Source organism: Stenotrophomonas sp. STEN008, assembly GCF_056760435.1.
Genome location: NZ_JBRRET010000013.1, coordinates 1 through 15,927, shown reverse-complemented (window position 1 = coordinate 15,927; position 15,927 = coordinate 1). Strand labels below are relative to the sequence as shown.

The window sequence follows — 15,927 nt, the reverse complement described above, 5'->3', positions numbered from 1 at the left end:
CGCCTGAAGCCGGGCAATGCCCGGCTTCAGTGCCACATCCGTGTGGCGATACGTCCCTGTTCCTGCGCGTACGGGCCCGCCGTACGCCGATCTGCTTACCAGTTGTAGGACATGCCCAGCGTGGCGCTGACTTCGCGGTAGCCGGAGTCACCGCGGCTCACGTCCAGACCGCCCCAGCCCGTCCAGCCCTTGGTGAATTCCACCCGCGCGCCTGCACCCAGCGCGTAGCGGTTGCGCGGCGCGTCGCTGTCCATGGCCACGTCATCGAACGCCATGCCACCCGTGCGGGCGTCGCGATACCAGTTGGCGGTCAGGTACGGGGTCACCACGGCGCCATGCGTGCCGGTCGATTCCGCTTCCAGGCGCAGGCCGAGGCGGCCGGACAGGCCACTTTCGCCCAGGCCACGCACCACGGTGCCGTTCTGCTCGGTATGTCGATCCGTGCTGACGTTGGTGTAGACCAGCTGCAGCTCCGGCTGCAGGCTGACCCTGCTGTCGCCCAGCGTGCCGACGCCGAAGCGGTAACCCGCCTCCAGCGAACCCTGCCACAGGTCGCTGTCGTAGCGCTCCGCGGCCAGGCCATCGCCTTCCACCCGGTTGTTGAAGCGGCCGTGCTGCACCCAGCTGTCCACATAGGCACGACCAGTGTTCCAGCTGCCGTACACCCCTGCGGCCACGCCGGCGACCTTGCCGCGTGCCGCAAAGCCGGTCAGCGCCGAGGTGCTGGTGCTGTCAGCACGCCCACTACCGAGCATCACGCCCAGGCGGCCACGCCCTTCATCGAACAGCCCCACGTCTGCGCCCACCTGCACCACATGGCGCTGCGTGCGCAGATCCAGCTGCTCCTGCATGGCCCCCAGGCGCGCCTGCTGGCTGTCCACGCGTGCCCACCCGTGCACACCCTCGGCAACGGCCGCATTGCCGTCGCGATCACTGCGCTGCAGGCGGAACAACTGCCCTGCGGCGTACTGGTTGGCCAGGTACGCGCCGGTCTCCGGGCGCAGCACCGGCTTCGGATCCGGATTGATCGGACCGGTCGGGTCGCAGTCGGGCAGCGACGGATCCAGGTCACAGGGATCCGGCGGCGTCACCGGCAGTTCCGAACGCAGGTACCAGTTGCCGTCGGCCTCATCCTTGAACAGGAAGTACTCGTACTGCCCGCCGACCGCACGGCCGACCAGGTCGAACTGGGCGTCGGACGCGCCGTTGATCTCGATCAGCTCGATGCCCTTGTCGGTCTGCGCGCCCTGGCCGCCGGCGTTGAGCACCCGCACATTGGCCTGCCCGGTCGCATCACCGGCGATCACCAGGCGGTCGGTCTGCGAGTCGTCCTCGCCAAGCACCGTGTTGAATACCAGCGTGCCGCCGTTACCGACGAACTCGTCCAGGGACAGCGTGTTGAAGCCGCCCGCGCCGTCGCCCAGCTTGACCATGCTGCCCGCATCCAGCTGCAGACGGCCGACACTGCTGTCGCCGGTCAGCTGCCAGGTGCTCTGCTCCCCCACCGCCACCGAGCTCGCATCGACGATGCGGCCGATCAGCGTGGCGCGGTTGCGCAGCGAGACATCCAGCTGGCCCGTGTAGGAGGTGCGATCGGCAATGATGTCGCCGGTCAGCGCCGCGTTCTCCACGTTGAAGCGCACAGCAACGTTGCCGACCTGCCCCTCCTCGCCATGCTTGACCAGCAGCAGCGTGCCATCGCCGGCAATCAGGCGCGCACCGTTGCGGATGTTGATCTCGGCGGATTCGCCGTCGACGTCGGCATCGGGACTGCCCCAGTCGACATCGGGATTGACCCAGATCGCCGGGCCGGTCTGCGACTCCAGGGTGGAATTGTCGACGTTCAATACCAGGTTGTCCGCACCCCGATATTCGAAGTACATGACGGCACCGTTGCGGCTGGCCCGGATCGTCGAACCGTTGACAATGTCAGCCCGCCCGGCACCCATCGCCAGACCGACGTTATGGTTCCAACCCGTGCTGTCGCGGTGCGCTACATCCAGGTGGGAGTTGTCCATCAGAAGGTACACGTCGCCCTGTCCACCGCGGAATTCCGGGAACAAGGCGATGGCACCACCGATGGAATCGATCCGCGTGTTGTAGAGGCGTGCCGACGAATCAACCGAGATGTTGAACTGGGTCATGCCCAGGTCGATGCGGCTGTTGCGCGCGATCAGGCTGGAACCCGATTGCACGTGAATGTTCTGATTGGCATTGCGGACCAGCACATCCGCACGCGTGAGCACGACGTTGGAGCCGTAGGTCGCATTGATGCCGTAAGTGGACGCGTCGGTCACCGTCAGGTTGGCCCCATTGGTCAGCTGCCATGCCTCGGTCGGGTCCCCCTGCACGACGTCGTAGTCCTCGTCGTTGAGATAGCCGGCAGAAGCGTGCTGGGCCAACGGCAGGGCCAGTGCCAGCAGCAGGCATTGCGAGAGCGGACGCAGGGCAAGGGAACGCCCGCCTGCGGCGGAACGATGGGCATGTTTCATGATGGATCTCCAGAGGGGACACGTGAGCGGCACAGCGTGCGTGCAGTACCTGGCATTCCCATCCATGCCCACGCGGAGCAATGGCGGGACTGTTGCAGGCAGCCGCTGTGTCGAAGGCGCGCAGTATCTGGAGACGCACGGGCGGGGCCCATGCAATTTGTTGCAAGGCGCGCCGCGCCGCTCGTCAGGTTACGCGGCGATTCATCTGGAGGTGCGCGATGTGCGCCGGCTCAGAAGGGTTTGGCCAGCACCAGCCAGACGATCGGAATGAAGGCCAGCAGCGGGATCTCGTTGATCCAGCGCAGCGCGCGCGAGGACGGCAGAGGCCGGCCCTTGGCGACGCCCTTGAGCAGGCGGCCGGTCCAGCCGAAGTAGACCAGCAGCAGCACCACCAGGCCGAGCTTGGCATGCAGCCAGCCGGCACCGCCCGGCGCGACCATCGTCGGGAAGTCCGGAATGACCCGGTAGCCCAACCACAACACCAGTCCCAGGACGAAGGCCAGGCCGAACATCGAGTGGCCGAAACGGTACAGACGCAGGCCCATCAGCTGCAGGCGCTCGACCACCGCGGATTGTCCCGCCGCCTCGGCCAGGTTCACCAGGATGCGCGGCAGATAGAACACCGTCGCCATCCACGCCACCACGAACACGATGTGGAAGGTCTTGACCCAGTAGTAGCTCTGCATGCGCTCGCTCCAGCGGCTGGCGTAGGTGGCGGCCATTCTCGCATGGCGAGCCGGTGTACCGGCTGCGGTCGGCGCGACCGATCGACGCACGGCGAGCGGCAACGCCGTACGATAGGCACCGTTTTCAACGAAACCTCCTTCTGCGTGGACAAGACCTACGACGCCGCCTACTTCCAGCGCTGGTACCGCCGGGCCGACATCGGCGGCAGCGCCCGCCTCGCCCGCAAGGTGGCATTGGCGGTGGCCACTGCCGAGTACTACCTGGAGCGGCCGATCCGCAGCGTGCTGGACATCGGCTGCGGCGAGGGGGCCTGGCGCGCGCCGCTGCGGAAACTGCGTCCGAAGGTCGAGTATCTGGGCTTCGACAGCAGCGAGTACGCTGTGCGTCGCTATGGCCGGACCCGGAACCTGCATCTGGCCCGCTTCGGCGACTTTGCCTGGCTGCGGCCGTGTGCGCCGGTGGACCTGCTGGTCTGCTCGGACGTGATGCACTACGTGCCCGACCGCGAGCTGCGCGCCGGCCTGGCCGGCGTGGCCGAGCTGACCGGCGGCATCGCCTTCCTGGAGACCTTCGCCGCGGAGGACGCATTCGAGGGCGACCATGAGGGCTTCCAGGCCCGCCCGGCAGGCTGGTATCGCCGGACGCTGGCCCGGCACGGCCTGCAGCCGGCAGGGTCGCACTGCTGGCTCGGCCCCGCCCTGGCAGGCGATGCGGCCGCGCTGGAACGGATGTGAATCCGGATTCATTATTTTCAGCCAACTTAACCTGCGGGACACCCGGATGGGATATGCTGCGCGGCAACATATGACCATACATATTCGGTCGTCATGCTCTATCAACTGCACGAACTGACCCGCAACCTGCTCGCCCCCTGGGTGCACCAGGCCCAGGCCAACGCCAAGTTCTTCGCCAATCCCGGCCACTGGTGGTCGCAGATGCCGGGTGCCGAACGCCTGGCGGCGGTCAACGAACTGTTCCATCGCATCGGCAAGGATTACGAGAAGCCCGAGTGGGGCATCAACGAAATCGAGGTCGAAGGCGAGCGCGTGCCGATCGTCGTGCACGAGGAAGTGAGCAAGCCGTTCTGCAAGCTGCTGCGCTTCAAGCGTCACAGCAACGAAGCCGACCAGCTGCACACCATGCTCAACCAGCCCTTCGTGCTGGTGGTGGCGCCGCTGTCCGGCCATCACGCCACGCTGCTGCGCGATACCGTGCGCACGCTGCTGCGCGACCATCGTGTCTACGTCACCGACTGGGTCGATGCGCGCATGGTTGCGGCCAGCGAAGGTGATTTCGGCCTGGACGACTACATCGCCTACATCCAGGAGTTCATCCGCCACCTTGGCGTCGAGCGCCTGCACGTGGTCAGCGTGTGCCAGCCGACCGTACCGGTGCTGGCCGCGGTATCACTGATGGCCAGCCGTGGCGAGCCCACCCCGCGCACGCTGGTGATGATGGGCGGTCCGATCGACGCACGCTGCAGCCCCACCGCGGTGAACAATCTGGCGACCCAGAACCCGCTGTCCTGGTTCGAGAACAACGTCATCCACAGCGTGCCGGCCGGCTACCCCGGCGCAGGCCGTCGCGTGTACCCGGGCTTCCTGCAGCACGCCGGCTTCCTGTCGATGAATCCCAGCCGCCATTTCAGCTCGCACTGGGACTTCTACGCCGACCTGGTCAAGGGCGATCTGGAAGACGCCGACGCGCACCGCCGCTTCTATGATGAGTACAACGCGGTGCTGGACATGCCTGCCAGGTACTACCTGGATACCATCCGCGTGGTCTTCCAGGACTTCCTGCTGCCGCGCGGAGAGTGGGTGGTCAACGGCGAAAAGGTCGACCCTTCGGCGATCCGCGATACCGCGCTGCTGAGCATCGAAGGCGAACTGGACGATATCGCGGGCCTCGGCCAGACCGAAGCTGCGCAGGCGCTGTGTACGGGCATCCCGGCCGAGCGCCGCGAGCATTTCATCGTCGAAGGCGCCGGCCATTACGGCATCTTCAGCGGCCGCCGCTGGCGCGAGGTGGTGTACCCGAAGGTACGCGACTTCTTCGCGGCGCACGCAGAAGCGCCAGCGGCAAAAGCGAAGAAGAAGAGCAACGTCACCCCGCTGCGCCGCAAGGCGGGCTGACCCTGCGCCGGGGGTCGGATCCCTTTCCAACAGAAAGGGCTCTGACCCCGGCACCCCGCTCGAACGGAGTCAGAGCCCTGTTCTGCGAACAGGGCCCTGACCCCCTTGCTGCTTACAAGCGCACCAGCAGGTTCTTGGCGATCAGGCCATGCAGCTTGCCGATGCCGCGTGCCAGGTGCAGCGTCAGCAGCAGCAGCAGGGCACCCGCCGCGGCGACCACGATCCCGACCAGCGGCGAGGCAGCCATCGGCAGCACGTTCACGCCATCAACGTATACGCCCGGGATTTCCCCGCTGAAGATCGCTGCCACCGGCGCCCAGATCAGTCCCAGCGACAGCGACAGCAGCGTCACCGCGATGGTGAAGTAGACGATGCCCAAGGGCAGCATCAGCACGAAGTACAACAGGGTCAGCCAGGTGCGGCCGTCCGTGAACATGTCGCCGATACGCTGCAGCCAACTGCGGCTGCGGTCGGTATAGCGCGGCCGCCGCGGCATGCGCTCGCCCAGCAGCGCCTCGACCAGGCGCCCCTCCAGCAGTGCCAGCCCGCGCACCGAACCGAAGAACAGCACGGTCAACGGCACGCCGATGATCAGGATCAGCAGGCCGAGCGACAGCGACAGGCCGGTCACCACCCAGGTGAAGAAGAAGATGCCGGTGGCCAGCGACAGCAGCATGTAGAACAGCGCGCCATAGGTGTGCGGATCGGCCACCACGCCAAAGAAGCGCGACAGCAGCGAGCGCGGCCGCGGCACCGGCGGTGCTGCGGCCGGTTCCACACCACTGGCCTCGGCTGCCACACGCAGCACCGGCGCGGTGTCGGCGCGCGGCGTGCGCAATGCGCGGTTCACGGTGACTTCCGTTTCGCGGTAGATCTCCGCCACTTCATCCGGCGCACCGTAGCTGCCGGCCACATCGGCAATCACCTCCGCCTCGCTGCGACCGGGCTGGGCGGCCAGCTCGGAACGCAGGTATTCCTCGGCGTCATACAGCGCGTCCTGCACCATCGCCGGATCGGCGCCCTGCAGCGCCTCGCGCAGTTGCGCCAGGTACTGCGGGATGGTGGTCGGCAGGGCGCGGCCTGCCAGGCTCGGGTCGTTCATTGCGGTACCCCCTCCAACACGGAATCGACGGAATCACGGGTGGCCTGCCAGGCCTGGCGCCACTGCGCCAGCACTTCGCGGCCACGGTCATTGATGCGGTAGTAGCGCCGGGGCGGCCCGCTGCTGGAGGGCTCGACATGGCTCTCCAGCAGGCCGCCGTTCTCCAGGTTGCGCAGCACCGGGTACAGCGCGCTCTGCTTGCCACTCAGCACGCCCTCGCCCACGCGCTCCAGCTCCTTGGCGATGAGGTACCCGTACAGCGGCTCGCCGGTACGGGCCAGCACCGCCAGCAGGGCCAGCGACACGGTTCCGGCGCTGAGCTCCTTCTGGAACTTCTTCAGGTGGATGTCGTCTTCCGACATGCCCGGCCCTCCACTACGTTGAAGTCCACAGTAGTGCGAAGTTCGGTATAGCGAATGTGTCGTTAGTCATCCTGCCGGTTGGCGTGGCCCTGCGGCTCGCGCAGAATCGAGGGCTCGTTCATGTTCCGGGGTTTCCATGCCGCACCGTCGTCGCCTTGCCCTGACCGCCCTCGCCCTGGCCTGCCTGTTGCCCTCGCTGGCCAGCGCAGCGACGCCCTACCGCAGCCCGCAGCAGATCCTTGACGCCTCGGCCGCCAGCGATTGGCGCACCCCCGACCCGGCCAACCTGCTGTACATGGATCTGCCTGCCGGCCGGGTGATCATCGAACTGGCGCCCCAGTTCGCACCACGCCATGTCGCCAACATCCAGACGTTCGCCCACGAGCACTTCTGGGACGGCACCAGCATCTACCGTTCCCAGGACAACTTCGTCGTGCAGTTCGGCGATGCCGACGCCGATGACCCGGCCAAGGCCAGGCCGTTCGGCAGTGCCGCGCGCAAGCTGCCGGCCGAGTTCGAGCGTGCCAGCGCCGGCCTGAAGGTGAGCGTGCTGCCGGACCGCGATGGCTGGGCGGCGCAGACCGGTTTCGTCGATGGCTTCCCGGTCGGACAGGATCCGCAGGCCGGCAAGGCCTGGCTGGCGCACTGCTACGGCATGCTGGGGGCCGGTCGCAACAACGACGAGGACAGCAGCATCGGTGCCGAACTGTACGTGGTGACCGGGCAGTCGCCACGTCAGCTGGACCGCAACATCACCCTGGTCGGTCGCGTCCTGAAGGGCATGGAACTGCTCAGCGCGATCCCGCGCGGCCCGGCGCCGATGGGCTTCTATGAAGACCCGAAGCTGCGCACGCCAATCATTTCGATCCGCCGTGCCAGCGACGTGACGGCCGCCGAACGCACGCCGATCCAGGTGTTGCGTACTGATTCAAAGACTTTCGCCGATACGGTGGAGGCGCGACGCAATCGCGTGGATGATTTCTACAAGCGTCCGGCTGGGCATATCGATCTGTGCAATGTTCCGGTGCCGGTGCGGTGATGGGTTCCTGCACGTGACGCGTGCTGAAGGTGCTTCACTGTTCATGGGCGTTACTTTTCTTTTCGCGCGAAAAGAAAAGTAACCAAAAGAAACGCGCCGCCAGGTCGCGAGCGGCCGTGCTTCGCACGTCGGTCCCTTGCGCTTCTCGGTGAATCAGGGGACGGTGCCGAACTCGCTGCGCTCAGACATCGGCACCTCTTCGCCCCTGATTCCCCTGCGATGCTCGGCTCGCTCAAGGCGGACTCAAGGTCAAGAGCCACAGCTGCACGACGATGTTTGGTAGTGCCGGGCCGGGCCCGGCGAGCGAAGCGACCGCTTTTGCCTTTGATCTTGGGTCCGCCTTGAGCGAGCCGAGCACCGCAGGTCCGGCGAGGGCGAAGAGGCGCGGGTGTCTGAGCGCAGCGAGTTCCCGCGCCGTCCCTCGACGGGCCGAGGAGCGCAGGGTACCGATGCGCAACGCGCATCGGCTCGCGGTCGGCGGAACGTTTCTTTTGGTTACTTTTCTTTGCGTACAAAGAAAAGTAACGCCCATGAACAGTGAAGCACCTTCAGCACGCGTCACGCGCGAAACCGCTCAGCCCTTCTGACTCACCGCCACGCTACCCAGAATCAACGCACCCGCAATCAGCATCTGCAGCGTCACCGGCTCACCCAGGAACAGCCACGCGAACGCCGCACCGAACAGCGGAATCAGGTAGGTCACCGTGGATGCACGCGACGGGCCGATGCGGCCGATCAGACGGTAGAACATCAGGAACGCCAGCCCGGTGCAGGCCACGCCCAAGGCAATCGCCGCGCCCCACGCCTTGAGCGGAATCGCGGCCTGCGGCCAATGGCTCACCGCCATCGGCAGCATCCACAGCGAGGCGCAGGACAGCGTCGCCGCCGCCGCGGCAGCAGACGGCAGGCCCGCCATGTGCCGCTTCACCAGGTTCACCCCCAGTCCGTACAGCAGCGATGCCGCGGCGCCGGCCAGCACGGCCGTGCCGATGCCCAGGCCCGAGACCTTGGCCGTCGCCAGCACCACCACGCCGGCAAAGCCGACCAGCAACGCACCCGCGCGACGCACACCGATCTTCTCGCCGAAGAACAGGAAGGCGATGAGCGCGGCGAACAGGACCGTCATCGCATTGCAGATCGCACCGATCGCCGCCGGTGCGTGCTCGGCGGCGTAGGCGAACAGCACGAACGGCAACGCCGAGTTGACCAGGCCGATCGGCGCCAGCCACAGCCAGCGCCGCGGCGGGAACTGCGCCCGCGCGCGCCACAGGAACGGCAGCAGTACCAGTGCCCCCAGCAGCAGACGCACCTCGACCAGGGCGAACGGGCCGAACGATGGCACCGCCACCCGCATGAACAGGAACGAGCACCCCCAGATGGCGCCCAGCAGGGTCAACTCCAGCGGCGTGCGCCAGTCGCGCTCGGCCGCCTGTGGGACCGCATTCATGCCCTGCCTCCGTCCATCATCCACTCCTCGGTTGGTACAACAGGATCAGACGCAGACGCCCGCCGCACAAGCGCGTAGTATCGCTGCCAGCCACAAATATGGTTTGAGGCTGGACATGCAGCTACGCCCTTCCCTGCTCCCTGCCCTGGCCGTGTTCGCGGTCGCCGCGCGCCACCAGAACTTCGCCCAGGCCGCGCAGGAACTGCACCTGACCGCCAGCGCGGTCAGCCACCATGTCCGCCGCCTGGAAGAGGTGCTGGAAACCCGCCTGTTCCTGCGCCATGCCCGCGGCGTGCGGCTGACCGCCGAAGGCCGGCAGCTGGCCGACGCCGCCAGTGCGGCGTTCACCGATGTCGCCGCCGTCGCCCACAATCTGCATCCGGATGCGGACAGCGTGCCGCTGCGCATCACCACCCTGCGCTCGCTGTCGTACTGCTGGCTGCTGCCACGCCTGCCGCGCTTCACCCAGGCGCATCCGCACATCCGGGTGGAATTGCACACCGGCAGCGGCCTGGACCGCTACGACGACAACGGACCGGAGGTGGGCATCCGCTATGGCCTGGGCCAGTGGCCGGGGCTGCACGCGCAACACCTGATGGACGACAGCCTGTTCCCGGTCGCCTCGCCGGCGCTGCCGGGCGTGGAAGCCCTGCACGATCCGGCGCGCATCGCCGAGCTGCCGCTGCTGACCGATCTCTCGCCGCAGGGCTGGCGCGACTGGTTCCGCCATGCGGGCGTACGTCCGCCCTCGCCGCTGCCGCCGATGCACACCTTCGCCGACAGCACCGATGCGATGCGGGCCGCGGTGTATGGCATGGGCGCGGTGCTGGCGCGCACCCACATCGCCCAACCCTACCTGCAGCGCTACGAGGTGGTGCGGCTGCCTGGGCCCGCCCTGAAGGCCCGCTATGCGTATTACGTGGTGCATGCCGAAGGCCAGCCGCCCAGCCCGGCCGCACGCCTGTTCATCGATTGGCTGCTGGCCCAGGCACAGGACGACCGCACACCGATCCCGGCACTGCCCGACAGTCTGCTCGGCCGCGCGCCCACGCCCGGCTGACCAGGCCCTCACCCGGTCTTTGCCCATCGCTGGCTACGCTGCGGATACCTCCACAACGACCTGCATCTGCCATGGCCCTGCTGCGAATGCGCATTACTGGAACCGAAGACGACGCCCGTGCGATCAGCGACCTGCTGCTGGGCCTGGAAGGCATCGAACATGTCGAGGAAACCGACGATCTGATGCCACACATGGACGACGATGACTCCAGTTCGGCAGGACTGTCCGATGACATCGGTCCGGGCATCCACGAACTGGAGGTGGAGGTGGGCAACGAAAGCACCGCGCAGAAGGTTCGTGACGCGGTGCAGGAGCTTGCGCTGGAGCTGGACGTGTTCGTCGAATACGAGACCGACGAAGGCTGAGCATCGCCGGGCGTGGCCCGGCGAACCCGCGCGTTACGGCGTCCGACGGCGGCGACGCAACCCCGCCCTCACACCCCATCCTGCGATCAATGCCAGTACCGCGACCGGCAGCAATGCAGCCGCCGCACGGATCAGGAAGGCGATACTGGTACTGAGGATGCTGCCCGACTCGCTCAGCGCATCGCCGATCTCGCTGCGGCCGCGCTCGCCGGAGGTGGTACCGAAGTGCAGCGTCAGCAGCTGCGTATCGATGCGGCGACGCTGCTGCGCGGCGTCCTTGCTGGCCTGCTCCACCCCCGCCTCGATCTCCGACAGGCGCGTGCTGATCGCCAGCAGATCCTCGATCTTCAGACCGCCACGGTCCTGGTAGGCGAGCAGGCGTGCGTGTTCCTTCTCCAACCGTGCCTTGGTCAACGCGGTATCGGCCACCTGCTGTGCAAGATCCTCGGCGCGGGTGGTGCGCGACTGCAGTGTGCCGCCCTCGCCCGCCAGGCCGATCAGGGGCTCCACGCCCTTCGGCGCGATGCGCACCCGGACCTCGCCGCTGGGTGAATCGCCACTGCGCTGGTCCACCTGCAGCACCGCACAGTCGCCGAACTTCGCACTCTGGCAGGCCTGCGCGACCTGCTGGATGCGCGGCGCGATCGTTTCCGCGTCCAGCTGCACCTGCACGTCGTGTTCATAGGCCAGGAAGGCGCCTTCGGGCGACGCTACGGCTTCGGCTTCGGCTGCGGCACCACCGGCGCCGGCCGCGTGCTCCACCTTCGCGCAGGCCGCCAGGGCCAGCACGAGTGCCGGCACGGTCAAAGCGCCCCCCCATCCATGCCGGACCGTCACGCTGCGGCTCCGTCGTAGGAGGTCACCGACAGGCCGGCCAGGTCGACCTGCGGCAGGCAGCGTACGTTGACCGCCACCATGGCCGCACCGCTGCGCGGATCCACGGCCTCGCTGTACGGTGCAGTGCCGCACTCGCGGCAATGGTGGTGGTCGATGTGGTGCCTGTTGAACTGGTAGGTGGCCACATCGGCTGGATCGGTCTGCAGCTGGAATGCCTCGCGTGGCGCAAACCACAGCAGGCTGCCGCGGCGGCGGCACATCGAGCAGTTGCAGTCGATGACGTCGCTGATCGGGGCCTCGGCCTGCACCGTGAATGCGATCCTGCCGCAATGGCAGCTTCCCTGGTATTCCATGTCCTTTTCTCCGCTGGCGGGTCCGTGTAGGTGCCAATGGTAATCCTATGGCACGGGGACAAAGCAGCCCTGGCGGCCTATGCTCGGGGTTTGACCCCGTACAGGAATGCCGATGCGCCCGCATCTTCTTGCCCTCGCCCTGGTCGCCGCCCTCGCCGGCTGCCAGCAGGCCGACGCCCCGACCGCCGGTTCCACCTCCGCCGCCAGCCAGCAGGCCGGTGACGCGGCAGCCGATGCGGCCTTTGCCGAACTGTCCAAGCGCGCCCTGGACACCTGGATGCAGTTGTCCCCGGTCAGCGCCACCCAGATCGGCGACCACCGCTACGACAGCGAGATCGACGACCTGAGTGCGGCCGGCCAGCAGAAGACTGTCGCCGCCTACAAGGCATTGCTGGGCGAGCTGGACAGGATCGACGTGGCCAAGCTGGGCCGGGAGAACCAGGTCGATGCCGCCATCCTGCGCAACCAGCTGCAGTCGGAAATCTGGAACGCCGAAGTGCTGCAGTCCGGCAAGTGGGATCCGCAGCTGTACAACGGCATCGCCGGCAGCGCGATCTACGGCCTGATGGCACGCGAGTTCGCGCCGCTGCCGGAACGGCTGAAGTCGGCCACCGCGCGCATGGAAAAGCTGCCGGCGATCTTCGCCCAGGCCCGCGAGAACCTCGATCCGGCGCGTGTGCCGAAGATCCATGCCGAGACGGTGGCCAAGCAGAACAAGGGCATTCTCAGCATCGTCGATACCTTCATCACCCCGCATATCGGCGAACTGCCGCAGGCCGACCAGCAGCGCCTGCAGGCCGCCATCGATGGCCTGAAGAAGGCCGTGGACGAGCAGCAGACCTGGCTGGACAAGACCCTCGTGCCGAACGCGAAGGGTGATTTCCGCATCGGTGCGGAGAAGTACGACCAGAAGCTCAAGTTCGCCCTCAGTTCTTCGCTGTCGCGGCAGGAGATCGGTGAGCGCGCGCGTGCCGAGCTCAAGCGCGTGCGCGAAGACATGTACGGCATCGCGCAGACGGTGCTGAAGGACAAGCCGGGCGCGCCGGAGATGCCGGCGCAGCCGACCGACGAGCAGCAGCAGAAGGCCATCGAGGCCGCGCTGGAACTGGCCTACGCCGACAAGCCGGCACGTGACAAGGTGGTCGACGACGCCAAGGCCGCGCTGGACCAGTCCACCGCGTTCGTGCGCGAGCACGACCTGATGACGCTGCCGGATGCGCCGGTGGACATCATCCTGATGCCGGAATTCCAGCGTGGCGTGGCCGTGGCCTACTGCGATTCGCCGGGCCCGCTGGACAAGAACCTGAAGACCTTCTACGCGGTGTCGCCGATTCCCGACGACTGGAACGACAAGCAGGTCGATTCCTTCCTGCGTGAGTACAACTCGCGCATGATCCACCTGCTGAGCATCCATGAAGGCACGCCGGGCCATTACCTGGAAGGCTGGCATTCGGCCAAGTTCCCCTCCACCCTGCGCGCAGTACTGCGGTCGGGCCTGTTCGCCGAAGGCTGGGCGGTCTACACCGAGCGCATGATGCAGGAGCAGGGTTACCTCGACAACGATCCGCTGTTCCACCTGGTGCAGCTGAAGTTCTACCTGCGCACGATCTCCAACGCCATCCTCGACCAGGGCGTGCACGTGGACAACTGGGATCGCGAGAAGGCGATGCACCTGATGACCCACGACGCGTTCCAGCAGGAGAGCGAAGCGGCCGGCAAGTGGGTGCGCGCGCAGCTGACCTCGGCGCAGCTGCCGACCTACTTCGTGGGCGCGCAGGAGCACTTCGACACCCGCAAGGCGATGCAGGACAAGCTGGGCGACACGTTCAACCTGAAGGCCTACCACGACCAGATGCTGTCCTACGGCGCACCGCCGGTGCGCTTCGCCCGCCAGCTGATGCTGGATCAGCCGATCGAGTAAGCGGCTGCGCTGGATGTGGATGATGAACGGCCCGGGCAACCGGGCCGTTCTTCTTTGCGCCGCATCCACGCCCTGCGCGGAACGGCCGCAGCCGAAACGGCTACTGGTCGGCCGCCACGAACCCGCCGGTCTGCCGTGCCCACAGCCGCGCATACAGACCACCGGCCGCGATCAGCTCGGCATGGCTGCCGGTTTCCACGATCCGGCCCTGGTCCATGACCACCAGACGGTCCATGCGCGCGATGGTCGACAGCCGATGCGCGATCGCGATCACCGTCTTGCCTCCCATCAATTCGTCCAGGCTGTCCTGGATCGCGGCTTCCACTTCCGAATCCAGCGCCGACGTCGCCTCGTCCAGCACCAGGATCGGCGCGTCCTTCAGCAGCACGCGGGCAATGGCGATTCGCTGGCGCTGGCCGCCGGACAGCTTCACCCCACGCTCGCCGACATGTGCGTCGTAGCCACGGCGCCCCTGCCCGTCCACCAGCGTGTCGATGAACGCTTCCGCACGCGCCTTGGCGACCGCAGCACGCAACTGATCATCGGTGGCATCCGGGCGCCCGTACAGCAGGTTGTCGCGGATCGAGCGGTGCAGCAGCGAGGTGTCCTGGGTCACCACGCCGATCTGTTGGCGCAGGCTCTCCTGTGTGACATGCGCGATGTCCTGGCCGTCGATCAGGATGCGGCCGCTTTCCAGGTCATACAGCCGCAGCAGCACATTGACCAGGGTCGACTTGCCGGCACCGGAGGGCCCGACCAGGCCGATCTTCTCGCCCGGCTTCACCACCAGGTCAAGGCCGGCGATCACGCCGCCCTTCTTGCCGTAGTGGAAATGGACATCCTGGAAGTGCACGCCGCCCTGGGTGACCTGCAGCGGCACGGCGTCCTCACGGTCCTGCACGGTCAGCGGCTGGGCGATGGTGGTGATGCCGTCCTGCACCGTACCGATGTCCTCGAAGATGCCGTTGATGGTCCACATGATCCAGCCCGACATGTTGTGGATGCGGATGACCAGGCCCGTCGCCAAGGTGATCGCGCCGACGGTGATGTGGCCACCGTTCCACAGCCACAGTGCCAGGCCACAGGTCCCGGCGATCAGGAAGCCGTTGACGATGGCGATGGCCAGGTCCATGCCGGTCGTCACCCGGGTCTGCGCGCGGTGCTTGACCGCCAGCTCCTGGATCGACTCGGCCACGTAGGCCTGCTCGCGGCCGCCATGGGCGAACAGCTTCAGCGTAGGAATGTTGGTGTAGCCATCGACGATGCGACCCATCGCCTTGGAGCGTGCTTCCGAGGCGATCCATGCCCGCTCCTTCGCGCGCGGCACGAAGTAGACCATGATCACTGCATAGGCAATCAGCCACAGCAGCAACGGCATCATCAATCGCCAGTCGGCCTGTGCGAACAGATACAGCGCGGTGCCGGTATAGACCACGATGTACCAGAGCGAGTCGACCATCTGCACAGCGGATTCGCGCAGCGACGTGCCGGTCTGCATCACCCGGTTGGCGACGCTGCCTGCGAAGTCGTTCTGGAAGAAGCTCAGGCTCTGACGTACCACGTAGTTGTGCATCAACCAGCGCGAACGATTGCTCAGGCCTGGCACGATGGCCTGGTTGACCAGCAGGTTGTGCAGGCCGACCAGCACCGGGCGCGCGATCACGGTGATGAACAGCATCCAGCCCAGCTCATTGGCGTGACGTTTGAAAAAGCCGGCACCGGGCTGCTCGGCGACCATGTCGACGATGCGGCCCAGGTAATCGAACATCGCCACTTCCACCAGCGCCAGCAGCAGGCCAGCGATCAGCGTGGCCAACAGCACCGGCCACACCGGCCGGAGGTAGTGCAGGTAGAACGGCAGCACCCTGCGCGGCGGCATGCGCCCGTCCACGGGCGGGAACACCGGAATCAGGGATTCAAACCAACGGAACATCGCATTCCCTCGCCTCTTGCAACCGACGGAGTATCCCATGCCGGATGTGTACGCCAACCGACGATGCGCGGTGCCGGTAGCGCCGGCCCGTGTTCGCCGGGGGGGGGCCCCCCGGCGCCCGGGGGCGGGGGGGGGGGGGGGAGCCGCGCCGGGGCGGGGGGGCGGGGGGGGCGGGGGGCGGCGGGGGGGGGGGGGGG

The 15,927-nt window shown here is 67.0% G+C and carries 14 protein-coding genes; 6 read left to right on the top strand and 8 right to left on the bottom strand.

The window, feature by feature from the left end; all coding sequences use genetic code 11:
* Nucleotides 1-95: 95 nt before the first annotated feature.
* Nucleotides 96-2,492, bottom strand: coding sequence for an autotransporter family protein (locus tag ACVOME_RS08635; RefSeq protein WP_481504983.1), 2,397 nt, complete (start codon nucleotides 2,490-2,492; stop codon nucleotides 96-98).
* Between the two features lie 230 nt (nucleotides 2,493-2,722).
* Entirely contained in the window at nucleotides 2,723-3,178 is a 456-nt protein-coding gene (locus tag ACVOME_RS08630; protein ID WP_065181382.1) for a CopD family protein, read from the bottom strand.
* 144 nt (nucleotides 3,179-3,322) lie between these two features.
* Between ACVOME_RS08630 and ACVOME_RS08625 the strand changes: the two genes are divergently transcribed.
* The gene (locus ACVOME_RS08625; protein WP_414488206.1) at nucleotides 3,323-3,913 is read left to right on the top strand and encodes a class I SAM-dependent DNA methyltransferase; all 591 of its coding nucleotides are present in this window, start codon (nucleotides 3,323-3,325) and stop codon (nucleotides 3,911-3,913) included.
* A gap of 93 nt (nucleotides 3,914-4,006) precedes the next feature.
* Complete coding sequence (locus ACVOME_RS08620) at nucleotides 4,007-5,311, top strand: polyhydroxyalkanoate depolymerase (protein WP_053519900.1); 1,305 nt, start codon at nucleotides 4,007-4,009, stop codon at nucleotides 5,309-5,311.
* Nucleotides 5,312-5,423: 112 nt separating this feature from the next.
* Here the strand turns inward: ACVOME_RS08620 and ACVOME_RS08615 are convergent, their stop codons facing one another.
* Both ACVOME_RS08615 and ACVOME_RS08610 read right to left on the bottom strand, forming a co-directional pair.
* Nucleotides 5,424-6,413 carry a sensor domain-containing protein gene (locus tag ACVOME_RS08615; protein WP_481504982.1) on the bottom strand — a complete coding sequence of 330 codons (990 nt, stop codon included), beginning with the start codon at nucleotides 6,411-6,413 and terminating at the stop codon, nucleotides 5,424-5,426.
* Complete coding sequence (locus ACVOME_RS08610; RefSeq protein WP_053519902.1) at nucleotides 6,410-6,775, bottom strand: PadR family transcriptional regulator; 366 nt, start codon at nucleotides 6,773-6,775, stop codon at nucleotides 6,410-6,412. Before ACVOME_RS08610 ends, ACVOME_RS08615 begins: the two co-directional genes overlap by 4 nt.
* Before the next feature lie 136 nt (nucleotides 6,776-6,911).
* Here ACVOME_RS08610 and ACVOME_RS08605 point away from each other — a divergent pair, with 136 nt between their 5' ends.
* The gene (locus tag ACVOME_RS08605; RefSeq protein ID WP_180875676.1) at nucleotides 6,912-7,814 is read left to right on the top strand and encodes a peptidylprolyl isomerase; all 903 of its coding nucleotides are present in this window, start codon (nucleotides 6,912-6,914) and stop codon (nucleotides 7,812-7,814) included.
* A gap of 574 nt (nucleotides 7,815-8,388) precedes the next feature.
* Here ACVOME_RS08605 and ACVOME_RS08600 read toward each other — a convergent pair.
* Complete coding sequence (locus tag ACVOME_RS08600; protein WP_065174688.1) at nucleotides 8,389-9,261, bottom strand: DMT family transporter; 873 nt, start codon at nucleotides 9,259-9,261, stop codon at nucleotides 8,389-8,391.
* Between the two features lie 115 nt (nucleotides 9,262-9,376).
* Here ACVOME_RS08600 and ACVOME_RS08595 point away from each other — a divergent pair, with 115 nt between their 5' ends.
* Entirely contained in the window at nucleotides 9,377-10,321 is a 945-nt protein-coding gene (locus ACVOME_RS08595; protein WP_053518793.1) for a LysR substrate-binding domain-containing protein, read from the top strand.
* 71 nt (nucleotides 10,322-10,392) lie between these two features.
* On the top strand, nucleotides 10,393-10,686 hold the full coding sequence (locus tag ACVOME_RS08590; RefSeq protein WP_053518791.1) for a hypothetical protein: 294 nt from the start codon (nucleotides 10,393-10,395) through the stop codon (nucleotides 10,684-10,686).
* 33 nt (nucleotides 10,687-10,719) lie between these two features.
* Here the strand turns inward: ACVOME_RS08590 and ACVOME_RS08585 are convergent, their stop codons facing one another.
* Complete coding sequence (locus ACVOME_RS08585) at nucleotides 10,720-11,487, bottom strand: DUF4349 domain-containing protein (protein WP_481504992.1); 768 nt, start codon at nucleotides 11,485-11,487, stop codon at nucleotides 10,720-10,722.
* A 32-nt stretch (nucleotides 11,488-11,519) separates the two neighbouring features.
* Nucleotides 11,520-11,876, bottom strand: coding sequence for a GFA family protein (locus tag ACVOME_RS08580; protein WP_053518787.1), 357 nt, complete (start codon nucleotides 11,874-11,876; stop codon nucleotides 11,520-11,522).
* A gap of 112 nt (nucleotides 11,877-11,988) precedes the next feature.
* Between ACVOME_RS08580 and ACVOME_RS08575 the strand changes: the two genes are divergently transcribed.
* The gene (locus tag ACVOME_RS08575; RefSeq protein ID WP_481504981.1) at nucleotides 11,989-13,797 is read left to right on the top strand and encodes a DUF885 domain-containing protein; all 1,809 of its coding nucleotides are present in this window, start codon (nucleotides 11,989-11,991) and stop codon (nucleotides 13,795-13,797) included.
* 100 nt (nucleotides 13,798-13,897) lie between these two features.
* Here ACVOME_RS08575 and smrA read toward each other — a convergent pair whose 3' ends face one another.
* Nucleotides 13,898-15,730: a multidrug efflux ABC transporter SmrA gene (smrA, locus tag ACVOME_RS08570; protein WP_128990033.1), complete on the bottom strand. Its 1,833-nt coding sequence runs from the start codon at nucleotides 15,728-15,730 to the stop codon at nucleotides 13,898-13,900.
* Nucleotides 15,731-15,927 lie beyond the last annotated feature (197 nt).

What these genes read in the sequence shown, in the direction of transcription:
- ACVOME_RS08635 (WP_481504983.1), bottom strand. Translation starts at nt 2,492, where the DNA reads ATGAAACATGCCCATCGTTCCGCCGCAGGCGGGCGTTCCCTTGCCCTG.
- ACVOME_RS08630 (WP_065181382.1), bottom strand. Translation starts at nt 3,178, where the DNA reads ATGCAGAGCTACTACTGGGTCAAGACCTTCCACATCGTGTTCGTGGTG.
- ACVOME_RS08620 (WP_053519900.1), top strand. Translation starts at nt 4,007, where the DNA reads ATGCTCTATCAACTGCACGAACTGACCCGCAACCTGCTCGCCCCCTGG.
- ACVOME_RS08615 (WP_481504982.1), bottom strand. Translation starts at nt 6,413, where the DNA reads ATGAACGACCCGAGCCTGGCAGGCCGCGCCCTGCCGACCACCATCCCG.
- ACVOME_RS08610 (WP_053519902.1), bottom strand. Translation starts at nt 6,775, where the DNA reads ATGTCGGAAGACGACATCCACCTGAAGAAGTTCCAGAAGGAGCTCAGC.
- ACVOME_RS08605 (WP_180875676.1), top strand. Translation starts at nt 6,912, where the DNA reads ATGCCGCACCGTCGTCGCCTTGCCCTGACCGCCCTCGCCCTGGCCTGC.
- ACVOME_RS08600 (WP_065174688.1), bottom strand. Translation starts at nt 9,261, where the DNA reads ATGAATGCGGTCCCACAGGCGGCCGAGCGCGACTGGCGCACGCCGCTG.
- ACVOME_RS08595 (WP_053518793.1), top strand. Translation starts at nt 9,377, where the DNA reads ATGCAGCTACGCCCTTCCCTGCTCCCTGCCCTGGCCGTGTTCGCGGTC.
- ACVOME_RS08590 (WP_053518791.1), top strand. Translation starts at nt 10,393, where the DNA reads ATGGCCCTGCTGCGAATGCGCATTACTGGAACCGAAGACGACGCCCGT.
- ACVOME_RS08580 (WP_053518787.1), bottom strand. Translation starts at nt 11,876, where the DNA reads ATGGAATACCAGGGAAGCTGCCATTGCGGCAGGATCGCATTCACGGTG.
- ACVOME_RS08575 (WP_481504981.1), top strand. Translation starts at nt 11,989, where the DNA reads ATGCGCCCGCATCTTCTTGCCCTCGCCCTGGTCGCCGCCCTCGCCGGC.
- smrA (WP_128990033.1), bottom strand. Translation starts at nt 15,730, where the DNA reads ATGTTCCGTTGGTTTGAATCCCTGATTCCGGTGTTCCCGCCCGTGGAC.